Source organism: Mucilaginibacter boryungensis (genome assembly GCF_015221995.1).
Taxonomy (GTDB): Bacteria; Bacteroidota; Bacteroidia; order Sphingobacteriales; family Sphingobacteriaceae; genus Mucilaginibacter; species Mucilaginibacter boryungensis.
Genome location: NZ_JADFFM010000002.1, coordinates 224,648 through 243,566 on the forward strand (window position 1 = coordinate 224,648; position 18,919 = coordinate 243,566).

Consider the following 18,919-nt stretch of genomic DNA (forward strand, 5'->3'; position numbering starts at 1 on the left):
AATTAATTCATGAAGATAGCATCTGCACATTCGCACATCTGCATATCCGCACATTAATATTTACCTGATAATTCCTTAGCTACTGTTTCCAGTACGTTGGTGATATTATCATCCAGTTTACCGGCTTTAAGGCCTGCCAACACTTCAGGGTGGCGCAGTTCTAACTGGCTGGTATATTCAGCTTCAAATTGTTTTATTTTATTCACAGGCACGTTACGCATCAGGTTTTTAGTACCTGCGTAAACTATAGCTACCTGCTTTTCAACCGATACCGGTGAGTATTGACCTTGTTTCAGGATCTCTACGTTACGGGCACCTTTATCAATTACGTTTTTGGTCGAAGCGTCAAGGTCTGAACCGAATTTTGAGAAGGCTTCCAACTCGCGGAACTGTGCCTGGTCAAGTTTCAGGGTACCTGCTACTTTCTTCATTGATTTGATCTGCGCGTTACCACCTACACGTGATACCGAAATACCTACGTTGATAGCCGGACGAACACCCGCGTTAAACAGGTTCGACTCTAAGAAGATCTGGCCATCAGTAATAGAAATTACGTTGGTTGGGATGTAAGCCGATACGTCACCAGCTTGTGTTTCGATAATTGGCAGCGCGGTTAACGAACCACCACCTTTAACGATACCTTTGATAGACTCTGGTAAGTCGTTCATCGCTTGTGCTATCGCGTCGTTAGAGTTGATCTTAGCGGCACGCTCTAATAAACGGCTGTGCAGGTAGAATACGTCACCAGGGTAAGCCTCACGGCCCGGTGGACGACGTAGTAACAATGACACCTCACGGTAAGCAACTGCTTGTTTAGAAAGATCATCATAGATGATCAAAGCAGGCCTTCCGGTATCGCGGAAATACTCGCCAATGGCAGCACCCGCAAATGGCGCGAAGAACTGGGTTGGTGCAGGGTCAGAAGCGTTAGCGGCTACTACAATTGAGTAAGCCATAGCGCCGTTCTCTTCCAGTGTACGAACGATGTTCGCAACGGTTGATGCTTTCTGGCCGCAAGCCACGTATATACAAATTACAGGCTGGCCTGCGTTGTAAAATTCTTTTTGGTTGATGATGGTATCGATACAAACCGCAGTTTTACCTGTCTGGCGGTCGCCGATAACCAACTCACGCTGGCCACGGCCGATAGGGATCATCGCGTCGATAGCTTTGATACCGGTTTGTAAAGGCTCGGTAACCGGCTGACGGTAGATAACGCCTGGCGCTTTACGCTCTAAAGGCATCTCATAGGTTTGGCCTGCAATAGGGCCTTTACCGTCAATTGGCTCGCCCAGTGTGTTTACCACACGGCCAAGCATACCTTCGCCAACTTTAATAGAGGCAATTTTATTAGTACGTTTAATAGTATCGCCTTCCTTTACACCTTCTGAAGCACCCAGCAATACTACACCCACATTATCTTCTTCAAGGTTTAATACGATACCTTGCAGTCCGTTTTCAAATTCAACCAGCTCACCTGATTGTACTTTTGTTAAGCCGTATACACGGGCAATACCATCGCCCACCTGCAATACCGTGCCTACTTCTTCTAACTCAGTTGCTGACTTAAAGCCCGACAGTTGCTGACGCAAAATTGCCGATACTTCGTCTGGTCTAACCTCTACCATTTGTTACTTTATTTTGTGTTAGTTTTAATTTATTGTACTACCCACGGGTTATTACCTTTTGGGCAAAATCTTTCTTAATTGTTTTTAAACTGGTGCTTACGCTGGTATCAATCTGGCGGTCGCCAATGGTTAATACAAAGCCACCAATTAACTCAGGATCAACCTTGGTATGTAATATTACATTACCACCGGTCACTTCTTTCACCTCAGCGGTCAGCTTCTCTAAATTTTCTGCTGATAGCGGAGTGGCCGATACCACACTGGCGTTGATAATGTTTTTGATCACATTATACTGGTTTACAAATTCAAGCGCGGTTGGAAACAATATTTCCGCGCGGCTTTTGTTCACCATAATATCAAAAAACGATACGGTAACTTTACTCACCTTCTCGCCAAAAATAGCATGCAGGATACTTTTCTTTTTTGTATGCGCGATGATAGGGTTGCGCAAAACAGCCTGCAGCTCTGAACTGGCTTTCAGGGTCTTTACAAAAAATGCCATATCCTCGCGTACCGCATCAAGGGCATTCTGCTCCTGTGCAAGGTCTATCAGCGACTTGGCGTACCTGGTGGCAACTGTTAATTCAGACATTCTCTTCTTTTAGTTGAGAGTTATGAGTTTCGAGTAATGAGTGCAAAGAAAACTTAGAACTCAGGACTCAAGACTTAGAACTTATTTCAATTTCACTTCTTTTAATAGATCGCTCACCAGTTCATCCTGCTTGTGGGCATCTTCAAACTGCTTGCGTAATATTTTTTCAGCAATTTCAATAGAAAGGCTGGCTACCTGGTTTTTCACATCAGCCAAAGCAATGGCTTTTTGATTGTTAATTTCAATGCGGGCATTTTCTATCATGCGGGCACCTTCGGTTTGCGCAGCTTCTTTGGCTTCACCTACAATCTGGTCTTTCAGTTGCTTTGCTTCAGCTAAGATCATATCACGCTCGGCCAATGTTTTCTTTAACAAAGCTTCGTTCTCGTTAGTCAGGCGCGACATCTCATCTTTAGCAGCCTCTGCTTTCGATAAGGCTTCTTCAATAGAACGCTCACGTTCGGTAACGGCGCCTAAAATTGGTTTCCAGGCAAATTTTCCTAAAATGAATAACAGGATAACGAACGATATCAGCGTCCAAAAAATTAAGCCTATCGCGGGTTGAACAATGTCCATACTCTTTTCAGATATATATTAAATTTTCAATTTCTTTAATTCTAAAATATGTCGCCCGGAGCCAACCGCTCCGGGATACATATTTTGTTTTTACGTAACCTTAAAAGATTACATCAATGCAACTACCACCGCGAACAGAGCCACACCTTCTACAAGGGCTGCAGCAATGATCATGTTGGTTTGGATTTTAGAAGCAGCTTCTGGCTGGCGGGCAATACCTTCAACGGCTTTACCACCAATTTGGCCAATGCCGATACCAGCACCGATAACCGCTAAACCAGCGCCGATAGCGCCTAATTTGCTTAGGTTTACAACACCAGCTGTAGCAGCTTCTGCAATCATTCCGATCATTCCAGTCATTGTTTGTTAATTTAAAACGTGTATATATAGATAATTAATAATTCAAATTAGTGCTTGTGGTCGTCAACAGCCATGCCTATAAATAAGGCTGAAAGCATGGTGAAAATGAACGCCTGCAGGAAAGCCACCAGTAACTCAATACAGTCCATAAATACTACAAACGGAACTGATACTGAAGCCATCCACATACTTTTAAATATGTAAATCAGCGATATTAAGCTCAACACAATAATGTGGCCCGCGGTAATGTTAGCGAACAAACGTATCATCAACGCGAATGGCTTAGATATGATACCGATAATTTCCACCGGAACCATAATTGGGTATAACCATAGCGGGATATCTGGTGCGAAAACGTGCTTCCAGTAATATTTGTTACCGCTAAAGTTTATTACTATTAATACAATAACCGATAAGGTTAAAGTTACCGCTATATTACCTGTAAGGTTAAAACCACCCGGAAAAATCGGGATCAAACCAAGCAGGTTATTTATTAGTATAAAAAAGAATATAGTTAGCAATAAAGGCATGTATTTAGTATGCTTTACGCCAATGTTAGGGATAGCCACATCGTCGCGCACAAAAAGGATAATGGGCTCTAAGAACGACTGTAAACCTTTAGGCGCTTTGCCCTGGCGTTTTTTATAGGCTGATGATATGCTGCCGAAGATCAGGATCAGGATGATCATCCCCATCCACATACTGGCTACGTTACGGGTGATAGAAAAATCCCATACTTTTTTGGTCGCCGCCTCATCCACTTTACCTGCCGCGTCAACAACTTTTACTTTATCTTTTTCTAAAGCATAGCTGTAATGATTGCCCTGATAAACGTGCAATGGCGCTTCTTCACCTTCCGACTTTATTTTTGCCGAAGAAAATATTTCCAGGCCTTTATCAGTATATAAAATAATAGGTAATGGTAAGGCATGCTCGCCTAACATTGTCCACGAGTGCGAATCGCCGATATGTTCGAAAATGATGTCTTTGGTGTCTACCTCTTTTTTAGGCTCGCCGGCAGTTTTTTCCTGGCCAAAACCAAGAACCGGAAACAGGGCCAGCATCACAAAAAACGCAGAAAATAGCGAAAGTTTAAAATTTTTTAAGTTCAAAATCGAGCCGTTATACATCTAAATGAAGTTTTCTACCTTAAATTTTGGTTGCGCAAGTTACGCAACAAACCATAAACTTCAAAGGCCGTATTTAAGAAATATACATAAAAAAAATCGCCTGCAAAAGCGAAGCGGTTTACGGGGTTTTTCCGCAGAAAAAACAGCACAAAAAACAGCGTTGCCAGTATCTTAACCGTGGTTGACGCTAAAAAGGACGGGGCATATAATTCCTTATTATTTTTTTGCACAGTAAGCACCGTAATAATAACCATTAGCGTTAAAGCCGATAAATAACCAAATAATAACCAAAATTTAGTAATAATATATTCGGTTTGCCCGGTATATATCATTATTGCCGGGGGTATGGCTATTACCAGCACAAATACCAGGTAGCGCAAAATAGTGTTTGATAGTTTCAACTTTTTACAGATCTGATAACAAGATATAAGGAAATAAACACCCCGGCCAGTGACATTGCCGCGGTTACCCATTTGGTTTGGTGCCCGGCATGCTGGTCTATTTTATAACCCGCGTAGGCCATAATGCCTATAATGGCGATCATCTGGAAAGCCAGGCCGGTAAATTTGGCGTAGCTGTTACCCTGTTTGCCTAAATTATCCTGTTCGTTTTTAGTCATGTGCAAATTTATTAAACCTATTGCATAATGTTTAGTAAATTAGCGTTGCTTTTAAAATAGGCGAATATTGCTTTGAGGAGAGTATCTGCATTATATAGTTTACCACAAATTGGGTTAGTGTTTTTTGTTTTGCTGTTGGCTGGTTGCTCCCTTGAAAAAGAAAGCGGGCTTAATCGTAGCCTGCAAAACCTTACCGCGCACTACAACATTTTATTCAACGCCAACGAACTGCTGCGCCAAAAGCAGGAGATCTATGAAACATCATACGTTGATGCTTATGACGAGATACTGAGCGTTTACCAGGATACCACCGCCCACGCAAAAGCTGCGGCAGACAAGGAACTTGATGCCGCTATTACCAAAGCAAATACCATCATCAGTGTAAAAGAACAAAGCCATTATATTGGTGATGCTTACCTGCTGCTGGGTAAGGCCAATCATTTATATGGCAATTATTTCAACTCAATTGAGTTTTTTAGATATGTAACCTTATCGTTCCCTAAACAGAAAGACCTGGTACAGGAGGCACGGGTTTGGCAGGCGCGGTCTGCTATGTATCTTAACCAAATGCCGCAGGCTAAACTGCTTATTGATTCGGCGCTGAAAAATGTTAATCCTAAAAAGAACATTACTGCCGATGTTTATGCTATCGCCTTACAATACTATATCCACACCGGCGAATATACGAATGCTGAAAGCATGGCCAAACTGGCGGTAAAATATGCCAATAATAAAAGGCAGCGCTTGCGCTGGACCTTTATACTGGCCCAGTTGCAGGAATTAAACAACGAGCCGCAGGATGCTTATTTAAATTATAGCCATGTGGTAAAAAGCAACGCATCGTTCGAGATGGCTTTTAACGCCGACCTGAACCGCATCCGTTTAGAAGATAGCCGGGCCAACCGCAACCTTACCCGCATGGAAAGGTTAAGGCGTTTACTGCGCGATGATAAGAACGAAGATTTCATTGATCAAATATATTACCAAATGGCGCTGCTTTACCTGGCCGATAATGATATCCCTAACGCAGTAAAAAACCTGCAGCTATCTATTCGCAACAGCACTAAGAACCAAAACCAGAAAGGGCTCTCCTATCTGCGCCTGGCCGATATCAGCTTTAAAAACAATAACAACTATGTACAGGCGAAAAAGTATTATGACAGCACGCTAACCAACCTATCGCCTACCTACCCTAATTATACCCAGATACAAAAGAAGAGCAACAACTTGCAAATATTAGCCGATAGGCTGCAGATCATTGGTCACGAAGACACTCTACAAACGTTGGCCAAACTGGATGAAAAAGAACGCAACATCCGCATTGATGAAATGGTGACGCGCCATACTTTGCAATTGCAGGCCGCAGCCAACAGCGCAGGCCCCGATCCGTTGAACAACAGTTTCAATAATGTATCGGGCGGGCGGGCTACAGCGGCAGGGACAAGCAGCTTTTACTTTTATAATTCTGCCGCCGTTGGGCAAGGCTACGCCGATTTTAAACGGGTTTGGGGTAACCGTAAACTGGAAGATAACTGGCGGCGCAGCAAACACATTGGCGGCGATGCTACTGCTAATTCAACCAATTTCTCTCAAAACACAGATCCCGATGCAGTGACCTCGCCTGTTCAGCAAAAAATAAATGAGGTATCAGCCGGGAACTACCGCCAAAGTTTGATCGATAACCTTCCGCTAAATGCACAAAAGCTGGCACAGTCAAATCAGCGTATTTATAATGCCTATGTAGATATAGCAGGCTTTTACCGCGATATTTTGGATGATAAGAAAGAAGCTATTGAATCGTACCTGTCCATCCTGTCGCGTTACCCCGACGACCCAAATAAACCTGCTATATATTATAACCTGTACCGCTTATACAGCGAAACGGGTGATGTTGCCAAAGCCGATATCTATAAAAACCTGCTATTAAAAGATTTTTCAGGCACTGTATACGCAAAAATAATATTAGATCCCGATTACAGCCGCCGTATGGATGATAAGGATGCCGAATTTAACGCGCTGTACAATCAGGTGTACGATTTGTATGCTGCACGCAAATATGCCGCTGTAGTTACTAAAGCCGACAGCTTATTACAGATATATCCTAACAACAAACTGGCCGCCCAACTGGCTTACCTGCGCACCATTGCCAACGGCCACCAGGAAAAATATGCGCCTTTTAAAGATGAGCTATTGGCCATTACCACAAAATACCCATCCGATCAGCTAATTGTACCGCTGGTTAACCAGCACATTGTATATATCGAGGCCAATAAGGAAAAAATGAGCGCCCGCGAATTTGCATTGCTGGATAACGACCCTAACGAAGAGCCATTTGTCCCGGCAACCGTACAGCAACAAACAATTGCCCAGGCACCGCTACAGAATAAACCGGCATTGCAAAATAAGCCGGTACAGCCGCAGGTTACGCCAGCAGTTAGCAATAATAAACCCGTAACTGCCCCACAAGCAAACACTGCACCTTTGCCCAACCAACCGCCGGTTGTAAAAAGCATCTTCAGCCTGCGCGATAGCACTAATTATTACTTTGTGATAAATGTAGCCACGGGCACAACTAATTTATCATCGTCGCGTTTTGGTATCGGGCAATTTAACCGGGCTAATTACCAGGGCGGTACTATATCGCACCAGTTAACAAACGTGGGCAATGATAACCAGTTGATATATATCGGGCGCTTTAATAGTCTGGGTGCTGTAAAGGAATATGCACGTGCCATTATTCCTTTAATGCCCCAGATAATGAAGGTGCCGGCAGATAAATACACGTTTTTTATCATAACCAAGGAAAATCTGGATAAATTAGCCGACAAAAAAACGTTAGATAGCTATATTGACTTCTACCAAAAAACCTATTAGCACATGACTGTTAAGCTTACGCAACAAGATATAAAAAGATATAACCGCAATATTTGGAAGGTGGTTATTGGTGGTTTCGTTATATTAATTCTGCTTTTTGTTTCAGTGGGCATGGGCCTGTTCGGCGCACTGCCAACCTTCCGCGACCTGGAAAACCCTAAAAGCAACCAGGCCTCTGAAGTTATAGGCGATGACGGGCATACGCCGCTGGGTAGTTATTACATACAAAATCGTTCCCCGGTTACCTATAAACAATTATCGCCAAACCTGGTAAATGCACTGGTGGCTACAGAAGATAGCCGTTTCTACAATCACTCGGGTGTCGATTTTAGCCGTATGTTCACTATTGTGCTGTATAACCTTGTGGGTAAAAAACAAGGCGGTAGTACCATTACGCAGCAGCTGGCTTTAAATTTATTTCATGAAAGGGCGCATAATAAGTTAAAGCGCTTCGTCCAAAAAATGCAGGAATGGATAACTGCCGTAAAGCTGGAAAGGCATTATACCAAAGACGAGATCATCACTATGTACTTTAACACGGTTGATTTTGGCGCTTATAATACCTATGGTATCAAATCTGCGGCGCAAACTTACTTCAGTACTACACCTGATAAACTAACACCCGACCAGGCAGCCGTACTTGTTGCTATGGTAAACGGCCCCGGCTTATATTCACCTATCCGCCACCCCGATAATGCTTTGCACCGCCGCAATTTTGTATTGGCCCGTATGGCAACCGAGGGGTTTTTAACCGAAGGCCAGGTACAGGAATACCAGGCAAAACCTTTAGGCCTGAAATTCCACAGGATAGACCATAACGAGGGTATTGCGCCGTATTTCAGGGCATCTATTAAAAAAGATATTCAAAAAATCCTGGCCGATGGCGGGTTCACCAAATCGGATGGCACACCTTACGATCTTGACCGTGACGGCTTAAAAATTTATACTACCATTAACCCGCAAATGCAGCAGTATGCAGAAGAAGCGCAAGCTAAATACATGCGCGACCTGCAGGGTCAGTTTAACGGTCAGTGGAAAGGGGTGAACTTATATAAAAGTATACCCACTTTCAAATCACTGTTAGACCGTGGAATGAAATTATCGGACAGATATAAATCGCTGAAACTGCAAAACATGAGCGACGACGAGATACAGGAGAACTTTAATACACCTGATACCTTGGAGCTGTTTACCTGGAAAGGAAAGATCGATACGGTAATGAAGCCTATCGATTCTATTGTGTATAATAAATTATTACTGCGCAACGCCATGATGAGCATGGACCCAACTACCGGTTATATTAAAGCCTGGGTAGGCGGCATCAACTTCGAGCATTTTAAGTACGACCAGGTGGTACAGGGTGCAAGGCAGGTGGGTTCAACAGCTAAACCTTTTACCTATGCGGTTGCTATAGAGCAAGCGGGTTATTCGCCGTGCATGCAAATTAACAATGTGCCCGATACTATTTATTATGATGGCACAGCATGGTGCCCGCGTTCAAGTCCCAGTGAGACCGTACCGGGAATGATCACTTTGCGTACAGCACTTGCACGGTCGCAAAACTGGGTTACCGCACACGTAATGAAAGATGTTACACCGATACCTGTAATGCAATTAATAAAAAAAGCAGGTATTACTACAAATGTACCGCCTTATCCTTCCATTTGCCTGGGGACATTTGATGCCAGTATTTTTGACATGACCGGGGCTTATGGCATATTTGCAAACCAGGGTATATGGACACAGCCAACCTATTTGTTACGGATTGAAGATAAAAATGGCAATATACTATATACCCATCATACCGGTGTAAAACAGGTACTGAACCCACAGACCGCCTATGTAATGACCTATATGTTAAAAGGCGTTATACAGGAAGGAACGGGCACACGCCTCACCTGGAAGTATGGTTTAACTAACCCCATCGGCGGTAAAACGGGTACCACCAACGATAACTCCGACGGTTGGTTTATCGGTATCACCCCGCAACTGGTTACCGGTGTATGGACAGGGTGCGAAGATAGGGATATCCACTTCCGGAGCACCCGTATGGGTGAAGGCGCCAACTCGGCATTACCTATATTTGCATTGTATATGCAAAAGGTATATGCGAACCCGGCGCTGGGCATTAAAAAGAACGTTGACTTTGTGAAACCTGAAAATGTAGATATTGTGACCGACTGCAGTGTGTATAACCAGCAGCAGCAAACCTCGCCTGCCGCACCAGATAAGAAATTAGGGTTCTAAAAGTCATTAGTCATTTCGCTTTGCTGTCATTAGTCATTTGGTCTTATCTAACTCAAACTAATGAACAATGATTTGACTAATGACCAATGACTAAATGACCAATGACATTTGATTACAGGGAAGCTTTAAAGAAAATACCGCATAAACCGGGCGTTTACCAATACTGGGACAGCAATAACGAGCTGATGTATATTGGTAAGGCTAAAGACCTGCGTAACCGGGTAGCCTCCTATTTTAATAAAGACATTCAGCATAACGGCAAAACCCGCATGCTGGTATCTAAAATACGTAATATTACCTTCACGCTGGTTGATACCGAGATTGATGCCTGGTTGCTGGAAAACAGCCTGATCAAAAAACATCAGCCGCGATATAACATCAACCTAAAGGATGATAAAACATACCCGTGGATCATTATTAAAAACGAGAATTTTCCGCGCATATTCTGGACACGCAAGATCATCCGCGATGGCTCTAAGTACCTGGGGCCCTACGGCTCGGTAGGTATGATGCACACCATCCTCAACCTTATACGCGAAACCTACCCCCTGCGCACATGCAACCTGCCGTTAACCCGGCAAAATATTGATGCAGGGAAATTTAAGGTGTGTTTGGAATATCAATTGGGCAATTGCAAGGGCCCTTGCCAAAACTACCAGTCGGAAGATGATTATAACCATAACCTCGAGGAGATCATTAACATCCTTAATGGTAAAACCGGCGCGGTAGTACGTAATTTAAAAAGCGAGATAGAAGCCGCGGTGGCAAATCTTGATTTTGAAACTGCACACCGTTTAAAACGCAAGTTTGATGTGTTGGAGAACTACCAAAGTAAATCAACGGTAGTTAATTCATCTATTACCGATGTTGATGTATTCAGCATCGCTTCTGAAGAAAAGTACGCCTTTGTAAACTTCCTGAAGGTAATGAATGGTACCATTACCCAAACCCAAACTATCGAGCTTAAAAAGAAACTGGATGAAAGTGACGAGGAACTTCTTAGCTTCGCGATCACTGAATTCAGGACACGCTTTAACAGCCACTCGCGCGAGATAGTTGTACCGTTTGAAATAGAACTGGATGACCCATCCATCAGGTTTACGGTGCCGAAGCTTGGCGAGAAAAAGAAGTTGTTAGATCTATCGCAAAAGAATGTCATCTTCTTTAAAACCGAGCGGATAGACCAATACGAAAAACTAAACCCCGACGTGCGCATTGACCGCCTGCTTACGCAGATGATGAAAGATTTGCGCATGAACCAATTACCGCGGCATATTGAATGTTTTGATAATTCAAACTTCCAGGGCAAGTACCCGGTTTCGGCTATTGTGGTTTTCAAAAATGCTAAACCATCTAAAAAAGATTATCGCTTTTTTAATGTTAAAACAGTAGAGGGTCCTAACGATTTTGCCACCATGGAAGAGGCCGTTTTCCGCCGCTACAGGCGCATGCTGGACGAAGGTACGGAACTGCCCCAACTGATCATTATCGACGGTGGTAAGGGCCAGCTATCATCGGCATTAAAAAGTTTAAAATTGCTTGGGATAGAAACGCAGGTAACTGTTATAGGTATTGCCAAACGCCTGGAAGAACTTTTTTACCCCGGCGATCAATACCCTATGTACCTGGATAAGAAATCGGAAACGCTGAAGATCATTCAGCAACTACGCGATGAAGCCCACCGTTTTGGTATTACCGCCCACCGCAAAAAACGTGATAAAGGCACGCTGGTTACCGAATTGCATATTATCCCTGGCATTGGCAAAGCAACTGCTGATAAACTGTTAAAGTATTTCAAATCGGTTAAAAAGATAAAAGAAGCTACCGAAGAGGAACTGCTGGAAATGGTGAATTTAAAACAGGCTAAAGCAATTAAAGCTTATTTTGCGCAGGCGCAAGCTCAATGACAGAAAAACAAGCCTAATTTTTTGTCATTTCGAACGAGGTACGAGGAGAAATCTTATACGGAATACTTGTCATTCGTATAAGATTTCTCCCTCTGGTTCGAAATGACATTAAGTAAAATGAAGAAGCCCCATGATACATCATGGGGCTTCTTCTATCGGGCTAATCTCTATTAACCAATCTCTAATCACTAACTTAATATTGCCACAAATCAAGTTCCCAATCCATCAGGGATTTCTTTATGCGTTGCGATTCATACAAACGATCTATCCCTTGCGCATAATCCTTAATACGTTCGTCTTTATTGTTAGATTGTTTAACAACATAGGCAGTAAACAGGCGTTTCATAAACACGTCGTCATAGCTTAATCCCGTGGCATCGTTATCGCGGTTAATCGCTTCTTTGGTAGCCAGCACCTGTCGTGCTTCAGGGAAATAGATCCAAAAGGCAGGTTGCAGGTCGGCATCAATGCCGGCGGCAACTTTTGGCTTGATCAGCGGGGCGATACCGATAATGCGTACCTCGTAAACCGAACGCTGTTTATCAAACATCCAATCCTCTTTAATACGGTATCTAACAATACTATCCGGGTTAAACTCACCAGCTACCCGTGCGGTACTGATAACATTTCCCGCGGTATCTACTTTACTTACTAATGAACTATCGGCCAGTTTGGTTTTTGCTTCACCGGGTTTTAATGGTTTCGAAAAAGCATCGCCATCCGGGTCATCTTTGCTTGGGATAGGATCATAAGCGGTTAACTCACCAGCGTCGATAGCGCTCATTAAAATATCAATCAGGCGTGATTTTGGCGACGCCATGTAGGTATTTGCTTTTTCCCGCAGGTCAAACTCTTCCCAAACACGTTTTTGGAATACGATGTCGGCTTCACGTAATGGCGCATATGGGGTTACCTTAGCAGCCAGGATATTGGTTTTTTTGAAGTAACCATCCAGCGGGCGGTCAAAAGGTTTTGCCGGTAACGCTGCCTGTTTTTTAGTGGTATCTGTTACCGATGGCTGTTGCACTGGTGGTGTATTAACCGGTGTGGCCGCCGGTTTTTTAACAGCTCCATTTTTAGTGCCCGCGCCTTTTTTAGCCGCAGTACGCCTTTGTGCAAATGCTGTAACGCTAAGTGTACAAAGCAAAATAATTAAAAGTTTCGTTTTCATATACCTCTTAATTAACTGAGAATACTATAGGGTCAATTTCCTGCTGCACACCGTCGGGGCCAACAGCTGTAATATCTCTGAATACTACTGTCGATCCCGGGGTTATGGTGTTTAAGGCTGAATGCATTTCACCACTCAGTACATTACCCGAAGCTGTTTTTATAATTACATCCTGGCGTGGCTTGGCAACTACCAATGTAAAATGTGTAACATTAAATTTGGCGTCAAAATCAAACCCGTCCAGTCTGGCAAATATTCTGTCCTGTGCTTTCAGGTTAGCTGCACTGGTGCTACCGCTGGTTTTGCCGGCAAATACTGCTTTAGGTGGTGGTATACGTTTAGTACGGAACATAGCTGTACCTAACACCATTCCCTTATCGCCTGTAACCGTAACTTTAGATGTACCTATAGACCTTACTTTTACTATATAATGACCGGCCGAACCAGATATCTCGCCGCCCTCAATATTTACGCGGATGCTTTCTTTTGGTACACCTGGTGCAGATACTGATACCGGGTTAGGTACACCAATATAAAATACATTCATTTTATCGGGCGATACTACAGCCGATGGGCGCGATACCGTGTAAGTAGTTGTAAAAGGATAATTCTTATTAGGACCATCAACCTGTTTAACACTTAAATTACCTGTTATGGTATGCACACCTTCGCCACTGGCAATAGTTGTAAAAGTACCTACACCACCGCTTGTTGGCACAGATGCCCCACCCACAGTTATCGTTGGGTTCGAGTGCGAATCGTAAGCTGTTAAATATATTTTAGCAGTATAAGGCTGACCTTGTATAATATAACTGCTTGGCGCAGCTACAACAGGTACAAATTCATTTAAAGTAATTTGTGCCTGATCTATTTTACCTAAGATCTTTTTTACCACCTCGTTTTCCGCATTTTTATTGTCCGCTTGTATTTTAGCAAGTGTGGTTAAGGTAGCCCCTAACGGAATACCATCGCCAAAATAAGCTTCCTGCCATGTTTTGGTGGGTGTGCCTTTCCTTTGTACAGGTTCAGTTATATTCAATGAAAAGTTTGCTACTTTCTGATCTTTTGGGTCTAACAGCTTAATAAGCTTACTTCTTGTTTCTAATATCTTATCCCGTAGTACATCAGCTTTTTTATTGGTTATCATAATACGCGGAGAGATATCAAGGTTATCCCTGGCATCAACATCACCAATCTCGGGATTAAACCCGCCGCCTGCTGCAGTTAGCTCTGCTTTTAGCTTTTCAATATATGTGTTTAGTTCGGCAGCGGTTTTGCTTGCCGCTTCAGCCCTTGTTAACAGCATCCGGGCTTTTTCGGGTTGCTCTTTAAGTTTAGTAGCCTTAAAAGCGGCATAGGTGCTCTCTAAACTGGTGCTTACGTTGTTTGTAGACTGATTTAAACTATTAGTTATATTTCTAAATGAATCAAGTAAACTATCCGGTACGTTTAACGCAATTAAGCCTAAAAGTACCAGGTATAGGATACCGATCATTCGTTGTCTTGGGGTTTCTTTACCTCCGGCCATCTGCTATAAAATTTCTTTTTTCTAAATTATTTATCGAAAAACTAATATTAAGTACGTGGCTGGTTCATAGCCGATAGCATATTGCCATACACCGCGTTTAAAGATGCCAGATTTTTAGCTAAACGGCCCACTTCTTCTTTAAACTGTTTTGAATCTTCCATGCTTTCATTGAAATTTTGCATGGTTGAAGAAAGGTTTGAATAAAACTTATTCATTGATTTCAGGTGGGCGCTTGAATCCTGCAACTCCAGTTCGTATACCGCGTTAAGTGCCGATAGGTTTTTGGCCAGGTTATTTATTTGATCGTGATAGGCTTTTGAATCAATATTTGAATTAGCCATTTCTACAAGATTAGCCGATGCCTTATCAAAAGCAGTGCTTAAACCCTGGTAGCTGGCAGTGGCCGATTTTATACTTGCTGTAAATTCATTAGTTGCAGCGCCGGCGTCGGCTACTTTTGAAATATTGGCTACTTTATCGCCAAAGGTGCGTAACCCTTCGCCCAGGCTGCCAATCAGTTCGGGACCAATTTTAGCATCGGCCAGCATTTTATCTAATGCCGCAGTACTTGAAACACCAGACCCGCCGCCAACTGAGCGCTCTTTTAATTCACCTTTATAATCCTCGGCCAATTCAGGATAGGCACGCGTCCAGTCGATATCTACATCTTCTCTTTGAAACACTCCAATTAACAAGAACAATACTGCTTCGGCCCCTAAGCCCACGGTAATAAAGGTTGATGCATAATTCCAGTGCTGAATTTTAAATAACAATCCAACAATAACAACGGTAGCGCCAATTGAAATTACGTTACCAAGACCGAATGGTTTTTTTTTGCCTGCCATAATAGATTTAAATGGTCCTTTAGAAAAAGAGTTTTAAAAAAATGATTAATTTTTGATTATTGATACAAGGTTATCGTTTGTCTTTAATATCACGGCCAAGATAGCTGGTTACGCTACGGAAACCGATGTACGATTTTGCAGAATCCTGGTATTCAAATGATTTGGATGAGTTTTGCAGAAAATAGCCGATATCTTTCCATGATCCGCCTTTTATCACTTTCCTTTTCACCACTTCAGGATCCGTTGATTTAGCATTGTAATTAAACGTTGGGGCCAAATCGTGCACAAACGATGATGCAGATTCGTCATAAGCCGAATTTGTCCATTCGGCTACGTTACCAGCCATATTATACAAACCATAATCGTTAGGGAAATATGAGCGTACGTTTACGGTATAGTATCCGCCGTCATCAGCATAGTTACCACGGCCAGGTTTAAAGTTGGCCATCAGGCATCCCTTGGCGTTTTTAATATATGGCCCTCCCCATGGATAATCGGTACCGATACGGCCACCACGTGCCGCATATTCAAACTCGGCATCCGTAGGCAGCGCATAGGGCTGACGGTGGGGTTGTTTTATTTTATCTTTATAAGCATCGTTAAAACGTGAGCGCCAGTTGTTAAACGCATTAGCCTGGCGCCAGGTAACACCTACAACAGGATAGTTCCGGTAAGCCGGATGCGAGAAGTATCCTTGCACCATTGGCTCGTTAGCGGCGTACGAAAAATCGCTTAACCAAACCAATGTATCCGGGTAAACAGGAACAGTATCCCGTAAAATAAAGTCCGAACGTTTTTTTGTCTTGTCGTTACGACCGTTGGCAGCTTCACGCAGTGAAAGGCTGCTGTAATTGTATTTTAACATACGCACATCCAGTTCGTCACGATCAAACACGCGGTCGTCGCCCTGGTAAAACATCCCCTGTAATTTCGACGCATTTGGATTGGCTTTTCCACGAGAAGTGTTGCTCCATATAGGCATACGCTGCACTTTAGCCCAGTCGATATATTTACGGCCATTAGGATTAGCTGCCGCACCTTTGGGTTTGTAATAATATTTATCGTCGTTTAAATAGTTGGTGATGGCTATGGAATCGCGCACCCAATTCACAAACATTTTATATTGGCTATTGGTTATCTCGGTCTGGTCCATAAAAAATGGAGGAATGGTAACCTGTTTGTTCTGGGTAATTTGCGCGAAGGTTACATCCTGATCAGTCTGTCCCATCAGAAATGAGCCGCCAGGGATATAAACCATCCCATAAGGTATTTCAGCACGAAAAGCTTTGCGCGGAGGAGGTTTAAGTTCCCCCCTGCTATCACTGGTTGACCCGCAACCGTATATCACACCACAAGCCAATAGCACCAATAGAAAGTATATCTGCTTCATCGTTTATTCAAATCGGTTAAATCCACAATAGTCTTAATTAGTCTTCGAATATATTAATTTTTGAGTAATTAAATTGCAAAAATGTTTTTGTAATAAACACACTATTGCTATAATAACCAAATAAACAACTTTTTGTTGCACATTGGTTCTTTTACTTTAATTTTTCTCAAATGGTATTCGTATTGAATCCGAAATAAGCTTTATACGAAAATAGCCGAAATAAAGTTTCGGCTATTGTAATTTATATAAAAATTGGCACAAAGTGCCAATGTATCAATTATTTATTATTTGTTTACCTGCTTAATGTATTGTTCAATAGCCATTGTCATAGACGGGGCGTTAGGCGTAGGTGCAGGTATATCCAATATCAGGCCAGCCTCCAGTAGCGCTTTGTGCGTTGTGGCGCCAAATGCAGCTAAACGGGTATTGTTTTGCTGAAAATCGGGGAAGTTTTTATATAATGATTGTATGCTTGAGGGGCTAAAGAAAGCGATAATATCATAAAACACCTCGCGCAGGTCGGAAAGATCGCTGCAAACGGTGCGGAATAATACCGCCGGGGTAAAATTGTAGCCGTTATCCAGCAAAAATTTCTGGGTTTCCTCGGCCGCCACATCCGAACATGGGTACAGGAACTTTTCGGCATTGTGCTTTTTCAAAACTTCAGCTAAATCGGCAGCTGTTTGTTTGCCGAAAAATATTTTACGCTTACGGTATTGGATATACTTTTGAAGGTATAATGCTATATTTTCTGTTAAGCAGAAGTATTTCATTTCCACAGGCACCTCAAAACGCATTTCCTCACAAATGCGGAAAAAATGATCGGCCGAGTTACGGCTGGTAAAGATCACCGCGGTGAAATCGGCCAGGTTTATTTTTTCCTTGCGGAAAACACTTGCAGGTACCCCCTCTACGTGGATGAACGAGCGAAAATCAATCTTTAGATTGTATTTTTTTGCCAGTTCGGCATATGGGTTCTTGTCGTTCTCTGGTTTGGGCAGGGTAACCAATATGCTTTTTACCTTTTTCTTTCTATCTTCCAACTTATAATCGTTCTAACTATTTACCTTAAGTACTATATATTCAGTGCCTTTATTAATATTAAAACAGGGCAAATTTCGAGGGCACAAAGATAGATAAATAAATAAAATTTATGAAATCTAAAATTCGAAATTATGTTTACACTGCTGCGCAGGTATTGCCAAACAAAAACCACAATGGCTAAAATAAGCGCCACAATTAATATCGCTTTACTATATTGTGTGGGCAGCAAGCAAAAACAAAGCGTTAACGGTAAAAAAACAAAGGCGATATTAAAGTAGGTAAGGTACAGGATGGAGATATATTCACCCACTACCTTGTTAACGTTAAAAATAAAACCAATAAACCTTAGTACCAGTAACTTAAGCGCGAAAAGCACCACAATTATTACCGATAATGATACGAACAACTGGAAACCTGTTATACTGTAAAATTTATCGTACGCGGCTGATACCTGGTAAATAAACAGCCCTGATGTTAACCCGAACAGTACAAAAAGCGCTATAAAGGCCCGCGAATTTAGTAAGCTTTCTTCTTTACCTGCCTGTACCGACCGTTTATTATAGAACGATCGAAAAACAATTTCAATATCCTTATCCATTACCAGGTTTAGGATACCTGCATACAGCAGCAGCAATATAATAATGCCAATGGTCCACTGCTCGCGTTTAACCCTTGCGCTACCCTCGCGCACTACACTTTTAGCTTTTAAATGGATATCAAGAAACCCATAACCTGTATAAAAAAGGGTGGTATCGTGCATCATTTGCACGGCAAACATGTTTACACGGGTCGAATCGGGGTAGCGGATATATTGCATGGAAAGCGAATCTTCCACAAATTTTTGCCGTGCCGCCATAGCAGCCGCAACCGAGTCTATTACGTTTACCTGGTTATAACGGTTGGTATCCGGGCGCCTAAGTGCCGATGTATCCTGAAAGGCGAAAGCCTGCAGATAAAACATCAAACAAACAAAACACAGCACAATTAATCGCATACGCTACTACCAGC

16 protein-coding genes are annotated in these 18,919 nt (G+C 42.6%); 3 read left to right on the forward strand and 13 right to left on the reverse strand.

Annotated features, from left to right (window positions below; genetic code table 11):
* Nucleotides 1-53: 53 nt before the first annotated feature.
* The 7 genes from atpA to IRJ18_RS13870 all read right to left on the reverse strand — a co-directional run bounded on the left by atpA (nucleotide 54) and on the right by IRJ18_RS13870 (nucleotide 4,905).
* Nucleotides 54-1,628 (reverse strand): F0F1 ATP synthase subunit alpha, encoded by a 1,575-nt coding sequence (gene atpA, locus IRJ18_RS13840; RefSeq protein ID WP_194106913.1) that lies wholly within the window; start codon nucleotides 1,626-1,628, stop codon nucleotides 54-56.
* 37 nt (nucleotides 1,629-1,665) lie between these two features.
* Entirely contained in the window at nucleotides 1,666-2,220 is a 555-nt protein-coding gene (atpH, locus tag IRJ18_RS13845; RefSeq protein WP_194106914.1) for an ATP synthase F1 subunit delta, read from the reverse strand.
* An 81-nt stretch (nucleotides 2,221-2,301) separates the two neighbouring features.
* Entirely contained in the window at nucleotides 2,302-2,796 is a 495-nt protein-coding gene (atpF, locus tag IRJ18_RS13850; protein ID WP_194106915.1) for a F0F1 ATP synthase subunit B, read from the reverse strand.
* A gap of 108 nt (nucleotides 2,797-2,904) precedes the next feature.
* The gene (gene atpE, locus IRJ18_RS13855) at nucleotides 2,905-3,147 is read right to left on the reverse strand and encodes an ATP synthase F0 subunit C (RefSeq protein WP_194108238.1); all 243 of its coding nucleotides are present in this window, start codon (nucleotides 3,145-3,147) and stop codon (nucleotides 2,905-2,907) included.
* Nucleotides 3,148-3,203: 56 nt separating this feature from the next.
* Nucleotides 3,204-4,268 (reverse strand): F0F1 ATP synthase subunit A, encoded by a 1,065-nt coding sequence (gene atpB, locus IRJ18_RS13860; RefSeq protein ID WP_228072864.1) that lies wholly within the window; start codon nucleotides 4,266-4,268, stop codon nucleotides 3,204-3,206.
* A 32-nt stretch (nucleotides 4,269-4,300) separates the two neighbouring features.
* A complete protein-coding gene (locus tag IRJ18_RS13865) occupies nucleotides 4,301-4,687 on the reverse strand; it encodes a hypothetical protein (RefSeq protein ID WP_194106918.1) in 387 nt (128 codons plus the stop codon).
* On the reverse strand, nucleotides 4,684-4,905 hold the full coding sequence (locus tag IRJ18_RS13870) for an AtpZ/AtpI family protein (RefSeq protein ID WP_194106919.1): 222 nt from the start codon (nucleotides 4,903-4,905) through the stop codon (nucleotides 4,684-4,686). Before IRJ18_RS13870 ends, IRJ18_RS13865 begins: the two co-directional genes overlap by 4 nt.
* 72 nt (nucleotides 4,906-4,977) lie before the next feature.
* Between IRJ18_RS13870 and porW the strand changes: the two genes are divergently transcribed.
* The 3 genes from porW to uvrC all read left to right on the forward strand — a co-directional run bounded on the left by porW (nucleotide 4,978) and on the right by uvrC (nucleotide 11,933).
* Nucleotides 4,978-7,779 (forward strand): type IX secretion system periplasmic lipoprotein PorW/SprE, encoded by a 2,802-nt coding sequence (gene porW, locus IRJ18_RS13875; protein WP_194106920.1) that lies wholly within the window; start codon nucleotides 4,978-4,980, stop codon nucleotides 7,777-7,779.
* A 3-nt stretch (nucleotides 7,780-7,782) separates the two neighbouring features.
* Nucleotides 7,783-10,026, forward strand: coding sequence for a transglycosylase domain-containing protein (locus IRJ18_RS13880; protein WP_194106921.1), 2,244 nt, complete (start codon nucleotides 7,783-7,785; stop codon nucleotides 10,024-10,026).
* Between the two features lie 101 nt (nucleotides 10,027-10,127).
* A complete protein-coding gene (gene uvrC / locus IRJ18_RS13885; protein ID WP_194106922.1) occupies nucleotides 10,128-11,933 on the forward strand; it encodes an excinuclease ABC subunit UvrC in 1,806 nt (601 codons plus the stop codon).
* A 193-nt stretch (nucleotides 11,934-12,126) separates the two neighbouring features.
* On the opposite strand, the gene porN is transcribed toward uvrC, so the two are convergent.
* The 6 genes from porN to IRJ18_RS13915 all read right to left on the reverse strand — a co-directional run bounded on the left by porN (nucleotide 12,127) and on the right by IRJ18_RS13915 (nucleotide 18,905).
* Complete coding sequence (gene porN / locus IRJ18_RS13890) at nucleotides 12,127-13,104, reverse strand: type IX secretion system ring subunit PorN/GldN (protein ID WP_194106923.1); 978 nt, start codon at nucleotides 13,102-13,104, stop codon at nucleotides 12,127-12,129.
* 7 nt (nucleotides 13,105-13,111) lie between these two features.
* Entirely contained in the window at nucleotides 13,112-14,632 is a 1,521-nt protein-coding gene (porM, locus tag IRJ18_RS13895; RefSeq protein ID WP_194106924.1) for a type IX secretion system motor protein PorM/GldM, read from the reverse strand.
* Between the two features lie 47 nt (nucleotides 14,633-14,679).
* Entirely contained in the window at nucleotides 14,680-15,477 is a 798-nt protein-coding gene (gene porL, locus IRJ18_RS13900; protein WP_194106925.1) for a type IX secretion system motor protein PorL/GldL, read from the reverse strand.
* 70 nt (nucleotides 15,478-15,547) lie between these two features.
* The gene (gene porK / locus IRJ18_RS13905) at nucleotides 15,548-16,867 is read right to left on the reverse strand and encodes a T9SS ring complex lipoprotein PorK/GldK (RefSeq protein ID WP_194106926.1); all 1,320 of its coding nucleotides are present in this window, start codon (nucleotides 16,865-16,867) and stop codon (nucleotides 15,548-15,550) included.
* Nucleotides 16,868-17,151: 284 nt separating this feature from the next.
* On the reverse strand, nucleotides 17,152-17,910 hold the full coding sequence (locus IRJ18_RS13910; RefSeq protein WP_194106927.1) for a uroporphyrinogen-III synthase: 759 nt from the start codon (nucleotides 17,908-17,910) through the stop codon (nucleotides 17,152-17,154).
* Between the two features lie 32 nt (nucleotides 17,911-17,942).
* Nucleotides 17,943-18,905 (reverse strand): DUF4271 domain-containing protein, encoded by a 963-nt coding sequence (locus IRJ18_RS13915; protein ID WP_194106928.1) that lies wholly within the window; start codon nucleotides 18,903-18,905, stop codon nucleotides 17,943-17,945.
* Nucleotides 18,906-18,919: the final 14 nt, after the last annotated feature.

Excerpts from the sequence above, each read along its gene's own strand:
- atpA (WP_194106913.1), bottom strand. The coding sequence starts at position 1,628 with ATGGTAGAGGTTAGACCAGACGAAGTATCGGCAATTTTGCGTCAGCAA.
- atpH (WP_194106914.1), bottom strand. The coding sequence starts at position 2,220 with ATGTCTGAATTAACAGTTGCCACCAGGTACGCCAAGTCGCTGATAGAC.
- atpF (WP_194106915.1), bottom strand. The coding sequence starts at position 2,796 with ATGGACATTGTTCAACCCGCGATAGGCTTAATTTTTTGGACGCTGATA.
- atpE (WP_194108238.1), bottom strand. The coding sequence starts at position 3,147 with ATGATCGGAATGATTGCAGAAGCTGCTACAGCTGGTGTTGTAAACCTA.
- IRJ18_RS13870 (WP_194106919.1), bottom strand. The coding sequence starts at position 4,905 with ATGACTAAAAACGAACAGGATAATTTAGGCAAACAGGGTAACAGCTAC.
- IRJ18_RS13880 (WP_194106921.1), top strand. The coding sequence starts at position 7,783 with ATGACTGTTAAGCTTACGCAACAAGATATAAAAAGATATAACCGCAAT.
- uvrC (WP_194106922.1), top strand. The coding sequence starts at position 10,128 with ATGACATTTGATTACAGGGAAGCTTTAAAGAAAATACCGCATAAACCG.
- porN (WP_194106923.1), bottom strand. The coding sequence starts at position 13,104 with ATGAAAACGAAACTTTTAATTATTTTGCTTTGTACACTTAGCGTTACA.
- porM (WP_194106924.1), bottom strand. The coding sequence starts at position 14,632 with ATGGCCGGAGGTAAAGAAACCCCAAGACAACGAATGATCGGTATCCTA.
- porL (WP_194106925.1), bottom strand. The coding sequence starts at position 15,477 with ATGGCAGGCAAAAAAAAACCATTCGGTCTTGGTAACGTAATTTCAATT.
- porK (WP_194106926.1), bottom strand. The coding sequence starts at position 16,867 with ATGAAGCAGATATACTTTCTATTGGTGCTATTGGCTTGTGGTGTGATA.
- IRJ18_RS13915 (WP_194106928.1), bottom strand. The coding sequence starts at position 18,905 with ATGCGATTAATTGTGCTGTGTTTTGTTTGTTTGATGTTTTATCTGCAG.